This window comes from Flavobacterium johnsoniae UW101 (assembly GCF_000016645.1).
In the GTDB taxonomy this organism is placed as follows: Bacteria; Bacteroidota; Bacteroidia; order Flavobacteriales; family Flavobacteriaceae; genus Flavobacterium; species Flavobacterium johnsoniae.
In genome coordinates this window covers 4,456,318-4,475,908 of the sequence record NC_009441.1, presented here as the reverse complement: position 1 = coordinate 4,475,908, position 19,591 = coordinate 4,456,318, and the positions used below count along the sequence as shown (strand labels likewise).

The 19,591-nt window shown below is 43.2% G+C and carries 18 protein-coding genes; 7 read left to right on the top strand and 11 right to left on the bottom strand.

Annotation, left to right across the window (positions count from 1 at the left end; genetic code table 11):
- Window positions 1–3: 3 nt before the first annotated feature.
- Window positions 4–531: a DUF6252 family protein gene (locus FJOH_RS19555; protein WP_012025753.1), complete on the bottom strand. Its 528-nt coding sequence runs from the start codon at window positions 529–531 to the stop codon at window positions 4–6.
- Window positions 532–884: 353 nt separating this feature from the next.
- Here FJOH_RS19555 and xseA point away from each other — a divergent pair, with 353 nt between their 5' ends.
- Both xseA and xseB read left to right on the top strand, forming a co-directional pair.
- On the top strand, window positions 885–2,333 hold the full coding sequence (gene xseA, locus FJOH_RS19550) for an exodeoxyribonuclease VII large subunit (RefSeq protein WP_235023071.1): 1,449 nt from the start codon (window positions 885–887) through the stop codon (window positions 2,331–2,333).
- Window positions 2,293–2,517 carry an exodeoxyribonuclease VII small subunit gene (gene xseB / locus FJOH_RS19545; protein WP_235023072.1) on the top strand — a complete coding sequence of 75 codons (225 nt, stop codon included), beginning with the start codon at window positions 2,293–2,295 and terminating at the stop codon, window positions 2,515–2,517. Before xseA ends, xseB begins: the two co-directional genes overlap by 41 nt.
- 197 nt (window positions 2,518–2,714) lie before the next feature.
- Here xseB and FJOH_RS19540 read toward each other — a convergent pair whose 3' ends face one another.
- The 6 genes from FJOH_RS19540 to dinB all read right to left on the bottom strand — a co-directional run bounded on the left by FJOH_RS19540 (window position 2,715) and on the right by dinB (window position 11,164).
- Window positions 2,715–5,078 (bottom strand): ATP-dependent helicase, encoded by a 2,364-nt coding sequence (locus FJOH_RS19540; protein WP_012025750.1) that lies wholly within the window; start codon window positions 5,076–5,078, stop codon window positions 2,715–2,717.
- A 291-nt stretch (window positions 5,079–5,369) separates the two neighbouring features.
- On the bottom strand, window positions 5,370–5,618 hold the full coding sequence (locus FJOH_RS19535; RefSeq protein WP_012025749.1) for a hypothetical protein: 249 nt from the start codon (window positions 5,616–5,618) through the stop codon (window positions 5,370–5,372).
- Window positions 5,619–5,767: 149 nt separating this feature from the next.
- Window positions 5,768–6,085 carry a DUF3606 domain-containing protein gene (locus tag FJOH_RS19530; RefSeq protein ID WP_012025748.1) on the bottom strand — a complete coding sequence of 106 codons (318 nt, stop codon included), beginning with the start codon at window positions 6,083–6,085 and terminating at the stop codon, window positions 5,768–5,770.
- 187 nt (window positions 6,086–6,272) lie between these two features.
- The gene (locus tag FJOH_RS19525; protein ID WP_012025747.1) at window positions 6,273–6,893 is read right to left on the bottom strand and encodes an alpha-ketoglutarate-dependent dioxygenase AlkB family protein; all 621 of its coding nucleotides are present in this window, start codon (window positions 6,891–6,893) and stop codon (window positions 6,273–6,275) included.
- Window positions 6,894–6,922: 29 nt separating this feature from the next.
- Window positions 6,923–9,979 (bottom strand): DNA polymerase III subunit alpha, encoded by a 3,057-nt coding sequence (locus FJOH_RS19520; protein WP_012025746.1) that lies wholly within the window; start codon window positions 9,977–9,979, stop codon window positions 6,923–6,925.
- Window positions 9,980–11,164: a DNA polymerase IV gene (gene dinB / locus FJOH_RS19515; protein WP_012025745.1), complete on the bottom strand. Its 1,185-nt coding sequence runs from the start codon at window positions 11,162–11,164 to the stop codon at window positions 9,980–9,982.
- Between the two features lie 428 nt (window positions 11,165–11,592).
- On the opposite strand from dinB, the gene FJOH_RS19510 reads away from it, so the two are divergent.
- A complete protein-coding gene (locus FJOH_RS19510) occupies window positions 11,593–12,042 on the top strand; it encodes a response regulator (RefSeq protein WP_012025744.1) in 450 nt (149 codons plus the stop codon).
- A 62-nt stretch (window positions 12,043–12,104) separates the two neighbouring features.
- Here the strand turns inward: FJOH_RS19510 and FJOH_RS27270 are convergent, their stop codons facing one another.
- Window positions 12,105–12,425: a DUF6965 family protein gene (locus tag FJOH_RS27270; RefSeq protein WP_012025743.1), complete on the bottom strand. Its 321-nt coding sequence runs from the start codon at window positions 12,423–12,425 to the stop codon at window positions 12,105–12,107.
- Window positions 12,426–12,809: 384 nt separating this feature from the next.
- Here FJOH_RS27270 and FJOH_RS19500 point away from each other — a divergent pair, with 384 nt between their 5' ends.
- Complete coding sequence (locus FJOH_RS19500) at window positions 12,810–13,277, top strand: JAB domain-containing protein (protein ID WP_012025742.1); 468 nt, start codon at window positions 12,810–12,812, stop codon at window positions 13,275–13,277.
- Between the two features lie 320 nt (window positions 13,278–13,597).
- On the opposite strand, the gene FJOH_RS19495 is transcribed toward FJOH_RS19500, so the two are convergent.
- Together FJOH_RS19495 and FJOH_RS19490 are read right to left on the bottom strand one after the other, a co-directional pair.
- Window positions 13,598–14,779: a WG repeat-containing protein gene (locus FJOH_RS19495; RefSeq protein ID WP_012025741.1), complete on the bottom strand. Its 1,182-nt coding sequence runs from the start codon at window positions 14,777–14,779 to the stop codon at window positions 13,598–13,600.
- Window positions 14,780–14,908: 129 nt separating this feature from the next.
- Complete coding sequence (locus tag FJOH_RS19490) at window positions 14,909–15,208, bottom strand: hypothetical protein (protein WP_012025740.1); 300 nt, start codon at window positions 15,206–15,208, stop codon at window positions 14,909–14,911.
- 309 nt (window positions 15,209–15,517) lie between these two features.
- Between FJOH_RS19490 and FJOH_RS19485 the strand changes: the two genes are divergently transcribed.
- The 3 genes from FJOH_RS19485 to mobC are packed head-to-tail and all read left to right on the top strand — an operon-like array spanning window position 15,518 to window position 19,169.
- Window positions 15,518–15,907: a plasmid mobilization protein gene (locus FJOH_RS19485; protein WP_012025739.1), complete on the top strand. Its 390-nt coding sequence runs from the start codon at window positions 15,518–15,520 to the stop codon at window positions 15,905–15,907.
- The gene (locus tag FJOH_RS19480; protein ID WP_012025738.1) at window positions 15,895–17,160 is read left to right on the top strand and encodes a relaxase/mobilization nuclease domain-containing protein; all 1,266 of its coding nucleotides are present in this window, start codon (window positions 15,895–15,897) and stop codon (window positions 17,158–17,160) included. The genes FJOH_RS19485 and FJOH_RS19480 overlap by 13 nt, the downstream gene beginning before the upstream one ends.
- Before the next feature lie 32 nt (window positions 17,161–17,192).
- Window positions 17,193–19,169: a conjugal transfer protein MobC gene (gene mobC, locus FJOH_RS19475; protein WP_012025737.1), complete on the top strand. Its 1,977-nt coding sequence runs from the start codon at window positions 17,193–17,195 to the stop codon at window positions 19,167–19,169.
- Window positions 19,170–19,292: 123 nt separating this feature from the next.
- On the opposite strand, the gene FJOH_RS19470 is transcribed toward mobC, so the two are convergent.
- A complete protein-coding gene (locus FJOH_RS19470) occupies window positions 19,293–19,571 on the bottom strand; it encodes a hypothetical protein (protein ID WP_044047925.1) in 279 nt (92 codons plus the stop codon).
- Window positions 19,572–19,591: the final 20 nt, after the last annotated feature.

Below are 19,591 nucleotides of genomic sequence, written 5' to 3'. Positions count from 1 at the left end.
GGGTTAGTATTCCATATCAAACCGGCCTTCCCGTACTTCAACTTTTTCGCCTTTATCATTAACGGCATCAAACCAAAATGTACCGCTGATGGTGGCTTTTTTGTAATCATGGTTTGTGATTTTTAATTCACCTTTAACAATGGAATTGGTCTGATAGAGATTATCACTAAAATCCTCACTGAACACCGCATACTCTCCAAATTTGGAATTTTCTCCATATTCTTTTAATTGGTACACCTTATTTACTTCAAGTGTTTCATTTAAACTGGCAACATTGACAGTTCTGATTGTATTGCTGATTTTTTCATTAATGGCAATACTGAAGTGTTTCTGATCTGTATATTGACAAAACAGCGGAGCCGGCAGATTGCCTTTGGGCAGAAAAGCTTCGCCATTAACCAGACATCCTGCAGTATTAGCTCCCGTAGAAGTTAATACAGGAAGCTGTTCTAATGCAGTTTTTGGGTTATCGTCTTTATCGCAGGAATTCAAAAATGTCAGGAAGACGAATAAAATTAGCAGATTTTTCATGGTTTTTAAGGTTTATATAAAGATGAAATATTTTTTTAAATATAGGATAAAATTTACATTGTGGTATTGTTATGCCAATTTAATTTTTAAGTTTTTTCTTAACTGTTACTAAATAATGGGGCTGGAATCCAGTATATTGCAGTACCGTATGGACAGCAGTTCTTCGCATGCCGATTTTTACGGTATAATAAAAAAAATTGTATAAAAAGTTGGAAGTTATCTGCCGGCTCAATACTATAGTTTTCTAATAAAGCTGTTTATTAGGATCCTAAAGAGTACTTTGGAGATTGCGTTGTATTATTAGTACCTTAGCAGAAATAAAAACAAGCAGAGAAAAAACATAAAGTGCAGCCTTGAAGAAAACTATGCAGCCAGTCCAGTATATAAAACTCTCACAGCTCAACGACCAGATCCAGGATACGATCAATGCCCGCTTTAAGGGACAGACCTACTGGGTAGTGGCCGATATTACCAATCATTCTTTTAAAGCGGATAAAAAGATCCATTATTTTGAGCTGGTTGAGAAATCAGATAAAAGCAGTGCGATCACAGCAAAAATAATGGGCAAGAGCTGGGGATCCGGAGCACTGAGGATCCTTGATTTTGAAAGCAGCACCGGACAGCGCTTTACCAACAACCTGCATGTGCTGGTGCAGGTAAGCGTGGATTTTCATCCGCTGTACGGCCTTTCGGTGAACCTTCTGGATATCGACAGCAGTTTTATGCTGGGGATTTTGGAACAGCAGCGCAACGCGACACTTGAGAGGCTTGTAAAAGAAAATGATTTTATACACAAAGAAGGTGATGGGTACTCTACGCTGAACAGCCGTCTTAAACTTGGGGCAGTAATCCAGAGAGTTGCGGTCATTTCTTCGAGCAGTTCAGCAGGAAACGAGGATTTCCGCCACACCATGCAGCATAATGATTTTGGCTATGTTTTCCAGATCGATGACTATCACACCGTTGTTCAGGGGGACAATAATGCCAAACTTTTTTTAAACAAGCTTATTGAGGTCTACAATACTGGGATTCCTTACGATGTCATTGTTATTACAAGAGGCGGCGGATCACAGTCCGATTTTCTGATTTTTGACAATTACAATATTGGAAGGGCTGTCGCTAAATTCCCTATTCCTGTTATAACCGGCATCGGGCACCAGAAAAATATCAGCATTACCGACCTCATGGCCCATACCCATACTAAAACGCCAACCAAGGCCGCGGAGTTCATCATTGCCCATAACAGGAGTTTTGAGCTGGGAATACTAGCGCTGCAGAAAAACATCGTCATAAAATCCCAGCAGCTTTTTCTGCAATATCATAACGAGCTTAACAGTCTTAAAAATGCTGTTGCCCATAATGCCAGGAAATTGATCTCAGTGCAGAAAGAAGAACTGATGATGGCCCGGCAGCATATTGTTCAGACAGGAAGATCCCTGTTAAATGACAAGAAACAGCAGCTGCTTTTAACGGCGCAGCTTACCCTACAGCGGCCGCAGGGTATCATCCAGCAGAAAAACAGTAATCTGCGGCACTTAAAAGCAAACTTAAAGATTTTTACCAGCCATTACCTGCGCAGCCGCAAACTGCAATTGGAGGACTGCCGGAAAACCATAAAACTGCTCTCTCCGCAGCATGTACTGAGCAGAGGGTATGCTGTTGTACGGGTTCATGATAAAATTATAAACGGAGCCGGCAGTATACAAGAAGGAGAGCAGATTGAAATACTATTAAAAGATGCCATACTGAAAAGTACGGTCAATGAAAAAATTCATTATGATGGAAAACACACTGACTTATGAGGCAGCTGCCAAAGAACTGGCATTAATTGCCAAAGAAATGGAAGATGAAACGATCTCTGTGGATGAGCTGGCTGCCAAAGTCAAAAGAGCATCTGAACTCATTGAGTTCTGCCAGGCAAAACTTAAATCTACCGAGACTGAAGTAGCTAAAATTATCAGCGCGATGGAGAACGCGAAGGAGTGAATCTGTGTCATGCATACTAAAACCGTGTTTTCGGCGTTATAGCAGTATATACGCCGATTAAAAGCGCCTGCATGATAGTCTGCTGGTCTTATACAAGCCGGAAAACGTACAAAAGCCCATTGTTTACATAAAAAAACACTGGGCTTTTGCATTGCTGCTGGATGAAATGTAAAAATAGAGAAGCAGCAGCAGGACTTTTAAAGCTTCCACCATTTTTTTGAATCTTTTTTGTCTGGCTTCGTATTTTCACTTAGATCCGGCATAGGGCCGGAATCAAAAATACTGTCAGAAGATAACGACGTGATGCCCTGTGGTTTCAAAGCAGTATCCTGCTCAAAAGGGTCAGGTGCTGTTTTCAAATGCGCTGCCAGATCCAAAAGTTCTTTCGGCCCTTCAGCATCCCCGCTGTCTTCGGAGAAACCCGTCAGATGTTTGAACCCAAAATCGATGGGTTTTACTTTTCCCATATCAAAAAAATCCACCAGATATTCTTTTTTTTCCAGGTCGACCGTTTGTATTTTTCCTTTATTCCAGACCGGATGCATTACGAAATCCCCTTCTTTGAAAGCTGTATTTTCCTGCAGCTGTCCAGGGCTTTGATGATTGCGGCTGTTTTCGATAATCTGCTGGGAGAGTTTTCCTTTGCGGACATAAAATTCGTCTTTGATCTCAAAAAGGAACCTTGATGGATATTTATTGAGTCCTGTGGTAAAATTAAAACCTTCGGAATCAGTCATGTAAAATCGTTTTTCTGCCCGTGTAACGGCCACATACATGAGCCTTCTTTCCTCTTCAATAGCACGTGCCCTTCTTTCTTTGACAGAAAGGGCGCTGGGCAGTACACCTTCGGTAAAACCGCACAGGAAGACATAGGGAAACTCAAGTCCTTTCGAAATATGAATGGTCATCAGTTTAACCTTGTCCTGATTTTCGGTATCAGTATTCAGATCGGTGTAGAGGGATATTTCCTGGAGATACTCAATAATGTCCACCGGAGCATTGTTTTCTTTTTCCAGCAGCAGCATCGAATTGACAAGTTCCTTAATGTTCTCAAGCCTGTCTTCATCACCGTCTTTGCGGTATAGTTCAGAAAGCCCGCTTTTATCGAGTATAATTTTGACCAGATCTGAGATGGACTTTGTTTTGGCTGTTTCACGCAGCTCTGCAATCAGTTCCAGGAATTCAACAGCGCCTTTTTTTGCCAGTTCTTTGTCGGTGATGTTGCGCTCCAATGCCTGTAAAAGGGAAAGGTTTTGTTCCCCTGCCAGAAGACTGAGTCTTTCGAGGAACTTTTTGCCAAGTCCCCTGGCAGGGTGGTTGTGCATGCGCAGAAAGGAGAAGTTGTCTCCCTGAACAATGAGCCTTAAAAGAGAGAGCACATCTTTAATCTCTTTTCTTTCAAAGAAACGGATGCCCCCAAAAATAGAGTAGGGAATATTATCTTTGATAAGGGCCTGTTCAATATTTCTTGAAAGGTGATTCGAACGGTATAATATGGTGATATCGGAATATGCGGCCTGTTCAGCCTGCAGTATTTCCTTGATCTCAGAAGCAATCCACTGGCTTTCCTCAAAGTCATTCTTTCCGTGAAAATGCACCACTTCAAAGCCTTCGGGTTTGTCGGTGATCATGTCTTTGTCGACCCTTACCGTATTGTTCTTGATGATGTGATTCCCGATCTTGAGGATGTTCGGCGTAGAGCGGTAATTGCGGTTCATGATAATGGTCTGGGTATCGGGGAACATGCTGTCAAACTCAACAAGATATTCCGGTTTCGCCCCGCGCCATTCATAAATGGTCTGGTCGGGATCCCCGACAAGGAACAGGTTTTGATGTACACGAGACAGGATTTCCACCAGATGAAACTGGTTCTCTGAGCTGTCCTGCGCCTCATCCACCTGAATGTAATGCAGGTTTTGCTGCCATTTTAAAAGCACATCGGGATTATGGTCCAGAATAAAAGCAGTAAAATGGATCAGATCATCAAAATCCAAAGCATAATTGCGTTTGAGTTTGTCCAGGTAAATCTGAAAGATACGGCTGGATAATGAATCACTTGGGTCAGGTTCAAACCCTTTATTTTCAAGTATATACCCCAGGTAATTTGAAGTGCTTTTCTGCTTGGATATAAAGCGCAGCACCTGTTTGAAAGTCAGGTGTTTGGAGTTGATCTGAAGTTCGTTGAAAATATCACGCAATATGCTTTTCTGATCTTCCGCGTCCAATATTATAAAATTCTTTGGAAAATGTATTTTGTTTATTTCTTCACGGAGGAACCTTACGCAGAAGCCATGATAAGTGGTAATAAAAGCCAGATCATAGGTATCACCGATGAGTGCCTTGACGCGTTTTTTCATTTCCTGGGCGGCCTTGTTGGTAAAGGTTACACAGAGTATATTGGAGGAGTTTATGCCAAGTCTGTCCACAATGTAGGCAAAGCGGGAGGTAAGGGCTTTTGTTTTTCCAGATCCCGCACCGGCAATAACACGCACGTATCCTTCTGTGGTTTTCACTGCTTGGAGCTGGCTGGGATTGAGATTTTCTAGAATCGGGTCGTTCATTTTTTGAAGCAATATTTTTTGATCTAATTCCTTTTACAAAACAGTTAGATCAGTACCTGTTATGCAAATTTAGACAATTAATTTGAAGAGGTAATAAATCACAGACAACAGAAAATAGCATCAAACAATGATAAAAGTAATGGTCGTAAAGCTTTCAGGTAATATTCTGCAGCATAACGGCTCTGGTATTCAAAGTAAAATCCTGAAGAGAATTCTTAAATTAGTTCAATTAAAAAATCTATTCAGGATCTTATCTCGTTTTCTCTCTGCAGGAGAGTTTCAAACAGCGGTTTAATTGTCTTCATCCTGGTCTTCAACCGCTTTTTCCTCGTCAAGGGTTCTTCTGTCAGCATCAGGATCACGTTCATCGGGACGAGGATTGGGATGTTCTGAAGTATCGCCGTGTATACCGGTAGTATCATTTTCGTGCTGGTTGATCGCCGGATCTTTTTTCTCCATAAGTTCTGAATTTATGGAATCATCTGCCGCGTGATAACTGCGTTCATCCTGATCGCAGTTATCGTAATTTTCTCTAGACATAATCTTCTGTTTTAGTGTTATATTAAAATTTAGTAACGTTTTCAATAATTTGATTTATAGTTTTTTAATTTTATGTTATTCATTTAAAACTTTAAGATGGATAATTGTAAAAAATAAACTAAATATTTTTGCATACGGCTTTTAAAAATTTAAAGCTGTGATAATTTTGAGGGGTCTGTTGCCTCTTCAATGCTTTTTCCTTCAGGATTATCATAGCGGCTCTTTTGATGATCATCATGCCATGGCCCGTCTTTTAAATGAACTGCCTCTGAGGCACTCTCTCTGCAGGGAGGATTTTCATTAAGATGTTCGATTACTTCTTCTACACTAGTGCCGGCTGCCCTCACAGCATCTTTTAATATCTCTTGCGGCACATTTAGTTTTTCTGCCCATTGCTGGATTTCACTTTGTTCGGAGATATTGATATGTGTAGTATTCTCTTGTCCTATGTTGTTTCTATCGTCCATGATTATTAATTTTATTAGTTTACCCAAAGTTAACGTGAGTAAAAACAAAGCTGTTATATTATATAACTGGATTATTATAGGATTGCAATGATTTCCAATTGTTTATAGTTTGCATCTAAAACAATAACTTAAGGACAGTAAGCCTGTATAAAAGGAACAATAGGTATTAAAATGATCTAAGGAAACTTTAGGTTTCCCTGACTTGACGAACAGTAAGGTTGATCCGCGGCAATACAGCACGAGCCGTCTTGGGCACCTGATGTTCCCAATACGTATTGGTGCTTCCTGCCATAAGCAGAAAAGTGCCATGGTGCAGGGGAATTTCTATCGGCGCAATATGTTTTAGTGTTTTATGGCGAAGCCTGAACAGACGTGTTTCCCCAAAAGTCACCGAGGCTATGTTCATATTCTTATTGCTGGAAGAAGTTTTATCACTGTGCCATCCCACACCATCTGTGCCGTCCCTGTACAGATTAAGCAGCACGGCATTAAAACGGATCTGGGTTTCATTTTCTACACGCTCACGGATTTGAAGCAGTTCCGAAGGCCAGTCTGGATTGGATTTTCTCTCCGGTCTGTTGGTATCGCCGTACCATGAAATCATCCTTGGGGCTGTTACAACCTTATCATACATCGGCATTTCGTATTCCCGCCACTGCGTGCCGTGGTATAAAACCTTATAATAGTAATCCGATTCGGCTTTGCTGAAAAAATTATCTATCAGCAGCAGGTCAGCATCGGGTACGTCAAATATTCTTTTGCCGCTGTTTCCCGATGAAAAAATTTCGGTCTCATCAAAAAGCATCATTTCTTTTAGTATTAGAATTAATTAGGGGACTAATCTGTCATTTTATGTCTGGGCAGGTTAATTTCATGCTCCTGCGGATAGGGCGCCCTGTGGGTCATGCTGACATCTTCTCGCAGTTTCTGCTGGGTTTTGTATTTCCAGTCGTTTTCATGTTCGTATCGGGGATCCGGTATAAAGGGCATTTTAGCCATTTTGGTAACCGTAATGGTAGGGAAGTGGTAATCTACCTCAACGCTGCCCAATAACAGGTAACAGCCGCCGCCCTGAAAGGGATAATCCTTGAGGCTTCCCGTAAAATGGGCCGTGTCAAAGAACTCGCCTTGTGCATCAATCCAGGTGCCGAAATACATAGCGCCCATTTTAGTAGGCACATGTTTGCGCGAGATCAGATACGCCAGCATACGCACCTGCTTTTTATGATGCCCCAGCAGGTCCTTTGCCATCACATCCCCCCGGAAAGAAGTCTGCAGCAGCTCAAAAGGCGAGCAGGAAACCGGAAAACCCAGAAGTTCAATCTCATCGAAAGCATCCTCAAATAAAGAGCGTTCCAATGCAGGAAGCTGAAACTCTTTGGCGGGTTCCTGTATAAGTTTCAGACTGCTGCTGTTTGGTTTATAATTAACCAGCAGCAGCCTTGAGATGACTAAAAGCTGGTTTTTGGTTTTACCGGTAAAATGAAAAGCCCCTATAAAAATTAGAATCTGCACCCCTTCAATGCCTATTGGGATTCGGTTGATAAAATCTTCCAGCGATGTATAGTCCCCATTTTTACACCGCTCTTCTTCAATCATAACAGCTGTTTTGTATTCCAGCCCCTGCAGGTGCATAAAGCCCAGATAGATGTTCTTTCCGTACAGGGTGGTTTCATACCCGCTTTTATTTACACATGGGGGATGGATAATGCCTCCTGACATCCTGGCTTCATGCACATAGACTTCCGTACGGTAAAACCCGCCCTGATTGTTGATTACCGCTACCATGAATTCTATGGGATAGTTTACCTTTAGATACAGGCTCTGGTAGCTTTCCACCGCATAGGAAGCGGAGTGCGCCTTACAGAAAGAATACCCGGCAAAGGATTCAATCTGGCGGTAGATTTCTGCGCTCAGCGCCTGAGGATGTCCCTGAGCGGCGCAGGATGCAAAGAAATTGTCCTTTACTTTCTGCAGTGCCGCTTTAGAGCGTCCTTTGCCTGACATGGCACGGCGAAGAATATCACCGTCAGCGGCAGGAAGCCCGCCAAAATGCTGTGCAATTTTAATTACGTCTTCCTGATACACCATAATGCCGTAGGTTTCTCCAAGCTGCTCCTTAAACACCGGATGGAAATACTCAAACTTATCGGGATGGTTGTGCCGGTAGATGTATTCCTTCATCATACCGGACTGGGCCACTCCCGGACGTATGATAGAAGAAGCGGCTACGAGCGTTTTGTAATCACCGCATTTCAGCCGGCGCAGGAGACCGCGCATGGCGGGACTTTCAATATAAAAGCAGCCAATTGTTTTTCCTGCAGCTAAAAACTGGTTGCATAGGGCTTCATCTTTAGAAATCGAGGTGTCACGGATATTGATGCGTATTCCGGTGTTTTTCTCAATAACTTTAACGCTGTCATCAATATGCCCGATGCCGCGCTGGCTCAGGATATCAAATTTCTCTAGTCCAATGTCCTCTGCGGTATGCATATCAAAAAGCACAATGGGAAAGCCTTTGGGAGGCATTTCCAGCGGTGTATAGTTGGTAATTGGCTCTTCAGAAATCAGGATACCGCAGGAATGCATGCTGCGCTGGTTAGGGTATTTTTCGAGCAGCATGCCGTACTGCTGCACCTGTCTGACTACTTTGTTAGTGGGGTGCAGGTTCATCGGGTTTTTGGCCAGCGCATCGAGTTCTTCTTTCGGCAGTCCGAAAACCTTACCCACTTCTCGAAAAATCGAGCGGTATTTGAATTCCACATTCGTCCCGCAGAAAGCCACATGATCGGCTCCATAACGGGAAAAAATATATTCAAGAATAACATCACGCTCTTTCCATGACCAGTCTATATCAAAATCAGGAGGGCTCTTACGGTTCAGGTTCAGGAAACGTTCAAAATACAGGTCCAGTTCCAAGGGACAGATATCGGTTATACCCAGGCAATAGGCGATAATACTATTGGCACCGCTGCCGCGTCCAATATGCAGAAACCCCTTGCTGCTGCTGTAGCGGATAATGTCCCAGGTGATGAGGAAATACCCGCTGAATTCAAGCTGGTCAATCACTTTTAGCTCTTTGATCATTCGGGCCCCGGCCTCGGTATTGTCTTTTCCGTAACGCCATTCGAGTCCCTGCTGGGCCAGGATAGTCAAAAGTTCAATATCGGTCTGGCGGTTTTGTGTATAATATTTTTTATTTTTAGGAGTGCTGTAATCAAATTCAAAATTACACTGCTCTATTATGTACTCTGTGTTGGCAATGATCTGAGGGTAATGCTGATAAAAGAAAAGCAGTTTTTCTAACCGCATCATTGTATCAGACGCCCTGCAGCAGTCTTCAGGTTTAAGCCTGGAGCCTAAAACATTCAGATCTATGGCACGCAGAATTTTATGAAGCTGGTATTCGGTTTTGGAGCGGAAAGTTACCGGCTGGAGCACCACCATTTTATGCTGTCTGTCCTTCCATTCAGACAATACCAATTTTTGCAGTTCTTCAGGCTGGATGCCGATATATTCATTCTCTCTTAACACCTGGGGCGTATTTTCAAGGGGATAAATAAAGAAAGCATCTGCAATCTCAGGAGCATGCAATGGCAGGGGAGTTCCGTCAAAATTATGGCCGGTCAAAAAGCGGTTCATTCCCGCAAGTCCCTGCGTATTTTTTGCCAGTCCGATATAATGCAGCTGGTGCCGGCAGCGAAATTCCATACCTATAAGGGGCTTTATGCCGGCTGTATTGCATAGTTTTATGAAATCGTAAATCCCTGTCACAGTATTGATATCGGTCAGGGCCATGGCTTGAACACCCAGCGACACAGCCAGCTGCACCAATTCCTCAACCGGAATAGTGCCGTAACGCAGCGAGTGGAAAGAGTGGCAGTTGAGATACATTTAGTCTGATTTACGTTTTAAAATTTCATTTTTATTGTTGGGTTTGAAAGAAGCGCCGGCACAGCGCATTACCGCATCAAAGCCGTAACGGTTTTTCATGCGGTCCATAGCCTGATAGAGCGCCAGCATTTCTTCAGTATCATTGAAAAGATCAATCTGATAGGTCCCTCTCACCAGCCCGCTGAAACGCACCCCGATAAGACGCAGCCTCATACGGCGCTGATAGAGTTTGTCAAACAATTCCGTTACGGTCTGGGTCAGGATATGATCCGCAGAGGTATACTGCACACGGCATTGTTTGGTTTCGGTATCAAAGTTGGCATATCGGATTTTAACCGTTACAGTTGATGTGAGCCACTGTTCGGAACGGAGCTGGTAAGAGAGTTTTTCTACCATCCCCAGCAGCACCCTGTTCAGCTTTGGTATGTCAATCGTATCCTGGGAGAAGGTATGTTCAGTGGAAATAGATTTTCTTTCCGTGTAGGGTTCTACCGGATTATTATCAATACCATTGGCTTTTTTCCAGAGCTCGATTCCGTTCTGGCCGATCATCCGCTGGAGCGCTTCAGCCGGCATTTCGGAAAGGGTCTGGATTTTCCTGATCCCGATCCGGGAAAGGAGCTGAAATGTCTTTTCACCCACCATCGGGATTTTACGGATAGAAAGCGGATTTAAAAAAGACTGGACCAGCTGCTGCGGGATTTCAAGGTTCTGTTTCTGCTTTCCTTCCCCTGTGCCGATTTTAGAAACGGTTTTGTTAACCGAAAGCGCAAAGGTGAGGGGAAGGCCGGTTTCTTTTGTAATGCGTTGGGCGAGTTCATCGGTCCATTTATAACTGCCGTAGAATTTATCCATTCCGGTTATGTCCAGATAAAATTCATCTATGCTGGCTTTTTCAACCACAGGCGCTTTTTCCTGGATAATTTCAGTAACCTCATGGGAGAGCCTTGAATAGAGTTCCATGTCGCCTTTCATGATTTTGGCCTGAGGACATAACTTCATAGCCATATGAATCGGCATGGCAGAACGAACCCCAAAACGGCGTGCCTCATACGAACACGATGCCACGACACCTCTATCACCGCCGCCAATAATAAGCGGAATGCCGTTAAGTTCAGAATTCGTCAGTCTTTCACACGATACGAAGAACGTGTTCATGTCAATATGTACAATGGCCCGGTTCATGATCTGTTCATTTTTATACAGATCAAAATTAGTACAGATAAGAACATTTTTTAAAAATAAAATGTTCTAAATAATAACAAAATTTTAAAATCCTTATTTTACAAGTGCTTCAAAAATTCATTTTTAAGGCTCATATTGCTTTATTCAGAATTTACAGCATCATTAGTATTGTAAAATTCGAAGTGTTCGAAAAAGTAATGCAACTCTCTTTTTTTTGAAAAAAAATCAAAAAAATGTTAATCATTTTGAAATTTTCAGCTTCTTTTTAGTTTTGTAGTAATTTATTTAATTTTAAGACTTAACTTTGTAAGCTATTAACTGCTTCACGGATGTAAGTCGATTGTTTATTGATTTACAAAGGTTTATTTACAGACGTGTGAAAATCTTTCGATTCTTATCATCTGCTGTCTGCACTAAATAAATGAGTCATGAGTAAATTAAATCACCCACAGAAATTTGTATTTATAGCTGACGATGATGAAGATGACAGAATGTTGTTTTTTGATGCGGTAACAGATTTAAATCTCCCAGTTGAAGTGAAGGCTCTCGAAGACGGACAACAGCTTTTGAATGCCCTTTATGATTCCTTAAGACGGCTCCCTGAAATTATTTTCCTTGATATTAATATGCCGGGTAAAAATGGTTTTGACTGCCTCGAAGAAATCCGCGCAGCAGATGACTATTTCAAGGATATAAGGATAATTATGCTTTCGACCAGCGGCAGCCGCTCCCATATTGAACTTTCCTATAAAATGGGGGCCGATTTTTATGCGATAAAACCCAGTACTTTCCAGGGACTCAAAAACTTGATTGCAAACCTATTGGGAACGGACTGGGCTCTTTTCACAAAAAGCGAAAAAAATTTTCTGCTGGCTTAATAATTTTTGCTGTTTTTTAACAGGCAGATACCCAATATACTATCCTGATTTCAGACCTGCCATTATAGGTTTGAAGCTTCCTCTTCCTGTTCTTGTATTTCTTCTGCAGGACTATTCTCTATCCCGGATACCGTTTCTTCAAGGGAAACAGTTGGTTCAGACGAAGCGGCTTTTTGGACTGTACTGCGCTTTATCAGCAGGTAAAAATCCCTGAGATGCCACCATGCAGGACATCTCTCAATCGGGCCGTTAAAATTGTTAATTCCAATGTAGCAGCTTTTTAAAAAAACCTGCGTATCGTTGATTTTTGCCCATGGAGTCCATACGACTTCTTTGGGCGGCGGATTGTTCTCAAAATAGCGTTTTATTTCTTCATGATTCATGCGGCAAAAATAGTTCAATAAGGTACATAATACAAGGCAGCAAGCGGTCTTAGATCATATTTTCAGCTGTTTTTTTGTATGGTTTTCCCACCGTTTTGATGGTCAGCTGTTTGCCTGAGCCGTACAACTGTTTTTTTTATTGTAACAGTGCTGACGAGTACTTCCTGCAGTTTGCTCCGACATGCTTTGACTTTTTCAGGCAGATATTCCGGGGATGTAAATACCGTTTAATTCCATCACAAAGTTCGGGCACAGCGGCTCGGGGCGCTGCAAAAAATTCCCCCATAAATGCAGGACAGCCGTCCTGCTTTATTGCGTTGCTTTCTGCGCTTGCTCCCTTCTGCCCGAAGGCGGTGCTAAAATTAATCTTAAATATTTAGCATCATGAAAACTCTACAAAACAACAGCTGGAAAAACGTGTCAGAAATCGATCTGATTTATAAAACAAAAATTAAAAATTCCCAGAGACCCCATGTTACATCTTCCCAATATGCCTATAGCCTGATAAAAGACTGCTGGGATCCCGGCAAGATTGAATTTCTGGAGCAGTTCAAAGTACTGCTGCTCAACCAGTCCAATAAAGTACTCGGCATTTATGAAGTTTCCTCAGGAGGCATCACCAGCACTGTAGTGGATGTCAGACTGCTCTTTGCCGCGGCGCTTAAAGCCGGTGCCGCAGGGCTGATCATTGCCCACAACCATCCATCGGGAAATGTCCTGCCTTCAGAACCAGACAAACATATTACCAAAAAGATTTCCATGGCAGGCGAAGTTCTGGATATCAAGCTGCTGGATCATCTGATTGTTACCTCAGAGCATTATTATTCCTTTGCAGATCAGGGCGCTTTATAGCGCCTTTTACTATTTTTTAAACCTCTTAATACGGTTCTGGAGTGCTGTATGGGAAAAGCTTATAATCCTGTAAGGACGTGCGAAGATCTTGTAAGGCAGTAATTGCTTTATTGGCGTAAATTTGATGGTATATCGGTAAGGATACTTTTGTGATCATTCAGAAAAAAGAACAGGGGACCGGCGGGGTTCGTCTGGAGGTTCTGCTCAATGATTTAGTTAGTTACCGCATACCCTTTCAGGCACCCGCCGGCTGCCGAAGAACTCCTTAAATTTTTAGGGAGTTTTTTCGTTTATGGCTGCAGGCAGTTACCCATCATGCGCTACAAGTATATGGTAATGGCATCTTCCATATCAAGGATGCTCATGTCGGCTCCCTCTCTGTTAAAGAATATGATCTTGTCGCTGTAAAAACGATTGTATTTATAAACAGGCTCTACTATGATTTTGTTCTGGGAGTCAATAAGTCCCCACAGACCATCTTTGACGTACCACACCCCGTCTTCCTGTTCACCCCGATAATAATACATCAAACCTGAAGGATTGATTAAAAACAAATCATCATTAAAAGTATGATCAATCCAGTTGTACTCAAAGGGAACAATAAGACTGCCGCTGTGGTCATACACGCCCCATTTTCCACCGTCCAAAGTATAAAAGCATTCGGCTCCCTGTGCCTCTTCCGATTCGTAATCACGGCCTATTACCGCATTTCTTTCTTCGTAAACCAGAATAAACTTTTCACCCATAAAAATCAGATCATAAAGGGGCGGAATTACAATTTTGAAGCTGTCATCCAGCAGTCCCTGTCTGCCGATCATCGTGGTATAGTCTACATAATCGCTGTAGAATACTCCTATGTCATAAACAGTATAAAAGGAAGGATGGCTGGCAAAATTAACCAGTCCGTACTCAAGGGTTTTAAGCAGTATGCCGTTCTGGTCATAGATCCAATACCTGCTGCTTTCTTGGTCTTCATTAGTAATTTGTTCTCTGGCTTTGAAAATTTTTAGTGCAGCATTGTACTTAATTTCCCTGAAATTTAAAGGAATAATTATGTCAAATTTTGCATTCAGTATGCCCGCGTAATCATCAATAAAGGCCAGATAATGGTCTGCATTAATGTCTTGTAATGAATCGTACCGTGCAGGAAGCAGGATTTCAAAATTTTCATCCAGCACGCCCGCTCTGGTAGTTTTATAATTATCAGGCTGCTCTCTCAGTTCACTATAAAAAAGGACGTTTCTTTTGGTGAGAGACTGATAAACCGAGTAATAATTATGGGTGTCTATAAGAACCTCTGCCGTTTCCGAAACTTTCAATACTCGGGTTTTATCTCCCTTGTCCTTGTAGATATTAAGAACAACAAATCCTCTTGTATCGCGGAATCCAAAAAAACTGCCGTACTTCAGGTTCAGTCTGCTGCAGATGAGATCAAAAACAGCTCTGGTCTGCTGCATTTCAGTTTGTCTTTCTTCAAATCCTTTTAGTTCTTCCGGGGTCATATATTTGCTATTAACTGTTCAAAAATAACATAAAAATTATAATGTATTTAATACTCTCAGGAGCAAAATGACTTTCAGCCTGATACCAATAAAAAAGCCGTCAGTTATTTGGGCTGACGGCTTTTCTTTTTAGCTTTTACTGTTTTTTTCTGTTCCAAGACCGGCGAGTTTTTCATGGAGTTCGGTAAGGCCGGCCCTGGCCAGGCAGTCAGCGGAAAGCTGTTTTATTTCTTGAATGTTTTCCTGGGCAGTGCGCCGCAGAAGCATCGAAGGACTGCTGTTGTTTTCAAGCAGGCCCCGCTCGATAACATGGTGTAAAAGAAGTACGTTTTTTCGTGAAATTTTCAGATCAATCCTCACTGGCTCATTCATGCCCGGGATACTCAGTATGGTATCAAAAACCTGGGCGGCATCATTTTCTGTCAGCATAATTCACATGTTTTAAATTTATAATCTACCTATTCAAAGATAAGAAGATGCTTTGATAATACCCCGTTCAAAATATGGCCGGGATAGGCGGAATCCGGCGGGCTTTTCTATTTTAGCCCGAAGATGAGTGAAGCGATTCTTTACGGCTTTACTTTTTAAAAGACAGCAGGACTGCCTCGTTCCTGCAGTCGGCCAGATGTCCGTTTGTTTAACAAACGCATCCGGCTGGCTTGTGCTCGGAACTCGCGCGCAGTGATTTTACAAGAAGGAGACTGACAAATACTGTTTAAAAAATGAAAAGCAAACAAGATGAGGAAAGACAATGCAAACCGAAACCGTATTGCTGCCGTGCGTTTTACCGCCGCTGAATTTACTGCAATAGAAAAAAGATTTAAGGCATCCACCTGCCGTCAGATGAGCCAGTACCTTAGGGCATGTGTTTTGAATAAGCCCATAACAACCCTGTATCGCAATGCATCCCTGGATGAATATATGCTGGAAATTATCAGGCTCAGAAAAGAGCTCAGCGCGCTGGGAAATAATTTTAACCAGGCTGTTAAAAAACTCCATACCCTGAGACAGCTTCCCGAATTCAGGGATTGGATCACCAGCACCGAAGCCCAGCGCGCAGAGCTGCTGGAGAAGATCCAAACCATTGAGAGACTAATGGAGAAAACGGCTGAAAAATGGTTGCAGTGATAAAGACCGGACACTGCGTGCGGGCGGTTGTCAATTACAATGAAAACAAAGTCAAACAAGCAAAGGCCCAGTGCATCGGGGAAGGGAATTATCCTATGGAAGTTTCGCGTATGAACCTTTCAATGAAACTCAGCCGGTTGCTGCATCAGAATGCCCTGAATGAAAATGTGAAAAGAAACAGCGTGCACATCTCACTGAACTTTCACCCCAGCGAGAACTATTCAAAAGAAAAGCTGCTCCAAATTGCGGCCGCTTATATGGAAAAAATTGGTTTTGCGCAGCAGCCGTATCTGGTCTACCAGCATCATGATGCGGGGCACCCCCACATCCATCTGGTGTCCATCAAAGTAAGGGAAGACGGATCGAGAATTGACATGCAGAACATCGGCAGGAACCAGTCGGAAAAGGCCCGAAAAGAAATTGAAAAAGAGTTTAATCTGGTGCGGGCAGAAGGGAATAAAAAACAGGAGACACCGCTGCTGAAACCTGCCGCTGCGGGTAAAGTTCTGTACGGGAAAACCGAATCCAAAAGGGCGCTCTCCGGGGTGCTGGAGTCCGTGCTTTTGAACTATACATACGGTTCGCTTGCCGAGCTTAATGCCGTGCTGCAGCTCTATAATATCAAGGCCGACAGGGGCAGCGTCGATTCGAGGATTTTTAAGTCCGGCGGACTGGTGTACCGCATACTGGACCAGGATGGAAAAGCGGCAGGGATTCCCATCAAGGCAAGTGATTTATCCCTGCGCCCCACACTTGGTTTTCTGGAAAAAAGATTTGCCTTGAACAGTACCGAAAGGATCTCTGAAAAAAAGAGGATCCGAAGTGCTGTGGACCGTATTTTTTTCGCAAAGCAAATCCGTCTGGACAAGCTCATGCTGCTGCTGGAAAAGGAAGGAATCAGTATGGTGCTGCGCAAAAGTGATGCCGGTCTGGTATACGGTCTGACCTATGTGGACCATGTTACCAGAAGCGTGTTTAACGGCAGCGCGCTGGGAAGAAATTACAGCGCCAAAGCAGTATTGGAGCGCTGTGGGGCTGCGGGCGGGAAAGAGAAGCCCCAAGCGGCCGGTGAGGTTTTGAAAAACAAAGCAGATCTAAGTGAGAAGCAGTCTGCTGGGAATACCATTCAGGGGAGCAGCACCAAAGAACTGGAAGAACTCATGAAGCCCGAATGGCAGGGAGAGTACAGCAGCGGAAAGTTTAAGGCAAGACGCAGGAAAAGAAAAAGAAAGAGACGTTCGGATCTGAATTAATCCTGAACCAGTAACCGTAAAAACAGACAGCTATGCAGACAGGAGAAAATGAACAGGCACTGAGAAAAATACTCGATATGACAAGACTGATGAGCATCATGGTGCTGCTGCTGCATTTTTATTATTACTGTTATGGGGCATTCCGGTTCTGGGACCTGACAGGAACTTTAGCAGATCAGATTTTAACTTCGGTTTATAAGACCGGACTGTTTGGCAGTTTTCATTTTTCCAAATGTATTTCGCTGGGGCTGCTTGTGATTTCACTGCTCGGCGCCAAGGGAAGAAAGGACGAAAAAAGACAGTTTAAAACGGCTTTTTATTATACGGCTTTCGGACTGGCGCTGTATTTTCTGAGTGGTACGGCGCTGCTCTTTTACGGGTCCGAGCCGCTTCTTGCAGCGCTGTATATAGGGACAACTGTTCTGGGTTTTCTGCTGGTGCTCTCGGGAGGCACAATGCTCTCCCGCATTATTAAAAACAGACTCCCTGATGCGGATATTTTTAACAGCGAAAATGAAACCTTTCCCCAGGAAGAACGACTGCTGGAAAATGAATATTCGATCAACCTTCCGGCGCGTTATTACCGCAGGGACAAAATCCGAAACAGCTGGATCAACATCATCAATCCTTTCCGCGGCCTGCTTGTTTTGGGTACGCCGGGTTCAGGCAAATCCTATTTTGTAATCCGTCATCTCATCACCCAGCATATTGCCAAGGGATTCAGCATGTTTGTCTATGATTTCAAATACGATGACCTGTCCAAAATCGTTTACAATACTTTTGAGAAATACAAACACGCCTACACAGTGGTGCCGAAATGTTACTTCATTAATTTTGATGCAATCATGCACCGCTGCAATCCGCTGGATCCGCAGAGTATGGAAGATATAACCGATGCCTCGGAATCCGCACGCACTATCCTTCTGGGGCTCAACCGGGAGTGGATCAAACGCCAGGGCGACTTTTTTGTGGAATCGCCGATCAATTTTTTATCGGCCGTGATCTGGTATCTCAGAAGGTACAAGAATGGGGAATTCTGCACCCTGCCGCACGTTATTGAACTCATGCAGGCCGACTATGACAGCCTCTTTACCCTGCTGCGCACCGATAAGGAAATTGAGGTGCTCATCAACCCTTTTGTCAATGCATATCTTAACGATGCCATGGAACAGCTCGAAGGACAGATTGCCTCGGCTAAAATAGCCATGGCCCGGCTTTCTTCCCCCCAGCTCTATTATGTATTATCGGGAAATGATTTTACCCTGGACATTAATAATCCCCTGGAGCCCAAGATTGTCTGCATGGGAAACAACCCGCAGAAAATACAGATTTACGGCGCTGTTTTATCGCTCTATGTCAACCGGCTGATCAAACTGGTCAACAAAAAAGGAAAGCTCAAATCCAGTCTTATTTTTGATGAGTTTCCCACTATTTATCTCAACAACATGGACAGCCTGATTGCTACGGCCAGAAGCAACAAAGTGAGCACCTGCCTGGGGATACAGGATTTCAGCCAGCTCAGAAAAGACTATGGGCGCGAACAGGCCGACGTGATCATGAACCTCACCGGAAATATCATATCAGGGCAGGTGGCAGGGGATACGGCCAAACAGCTTTCGGAACGTTTCGGGAAGATCATGCAGGACAGGGAAAGTATTTCCATCAACAGTTCGGATGCCTCCATCAGCCGCTCCAGACAATTGGAAGCCGCCGTGCCGCCATCCAAGATTTCATCGCTCAGTTCAGGGGAATTTGTGGGCATGACTGCCGATGATCCGCAGTGCCGCATCAAACTGAAAACCTTTCACTGTGAGATTGTAAACGACCATGAAGCGCTGCGCAGGGAAGAGGAAAACTATACGGAAATACCGCCTGTGCGGCATTTGGATTCCGGGATGATACAGCGGAATTTCCAGCAGATCAAGTGTGATGTGCAGGATATTATTTATACCGAGATGGAAAGACTTCTCAATGACCCCGCGCAGCAGCATCTTATTGTAAAGAAGTGAGATCTTTTCGGGTATTTTCTTTGGCGTGTTTTTGGATGACTGCCTGTGAAATCTTATGTAGACCACTGCCCTTAATGTTGATTTCGATCAAAAGATAAGACGGTCAGGCACCGGCAGCACAAACTAATTCCATAAAAGCTTGTTATTTACTTTCATCAGGCCCTTTATGGTAATTACACTTCGGTCGGTATCGGAATTTAAAAAGATAAACCCCTGATCATCCAGATACAGCAAAGCATCTAATAGGTAAGACTGGCGTTGTTTTGCAGCGTACAAACGATCTGTAATTGAGCTGTGAACCTTCAGGTGAACCAGACTGGTCAGCTCTTCCAAAGAACAGCTTTTTCCATATCGGTCTGCAAGAGTCTGCAGTACTTTTAATATAACAGGTGATGTTTCCATGACAATACGGTTTTTATCCC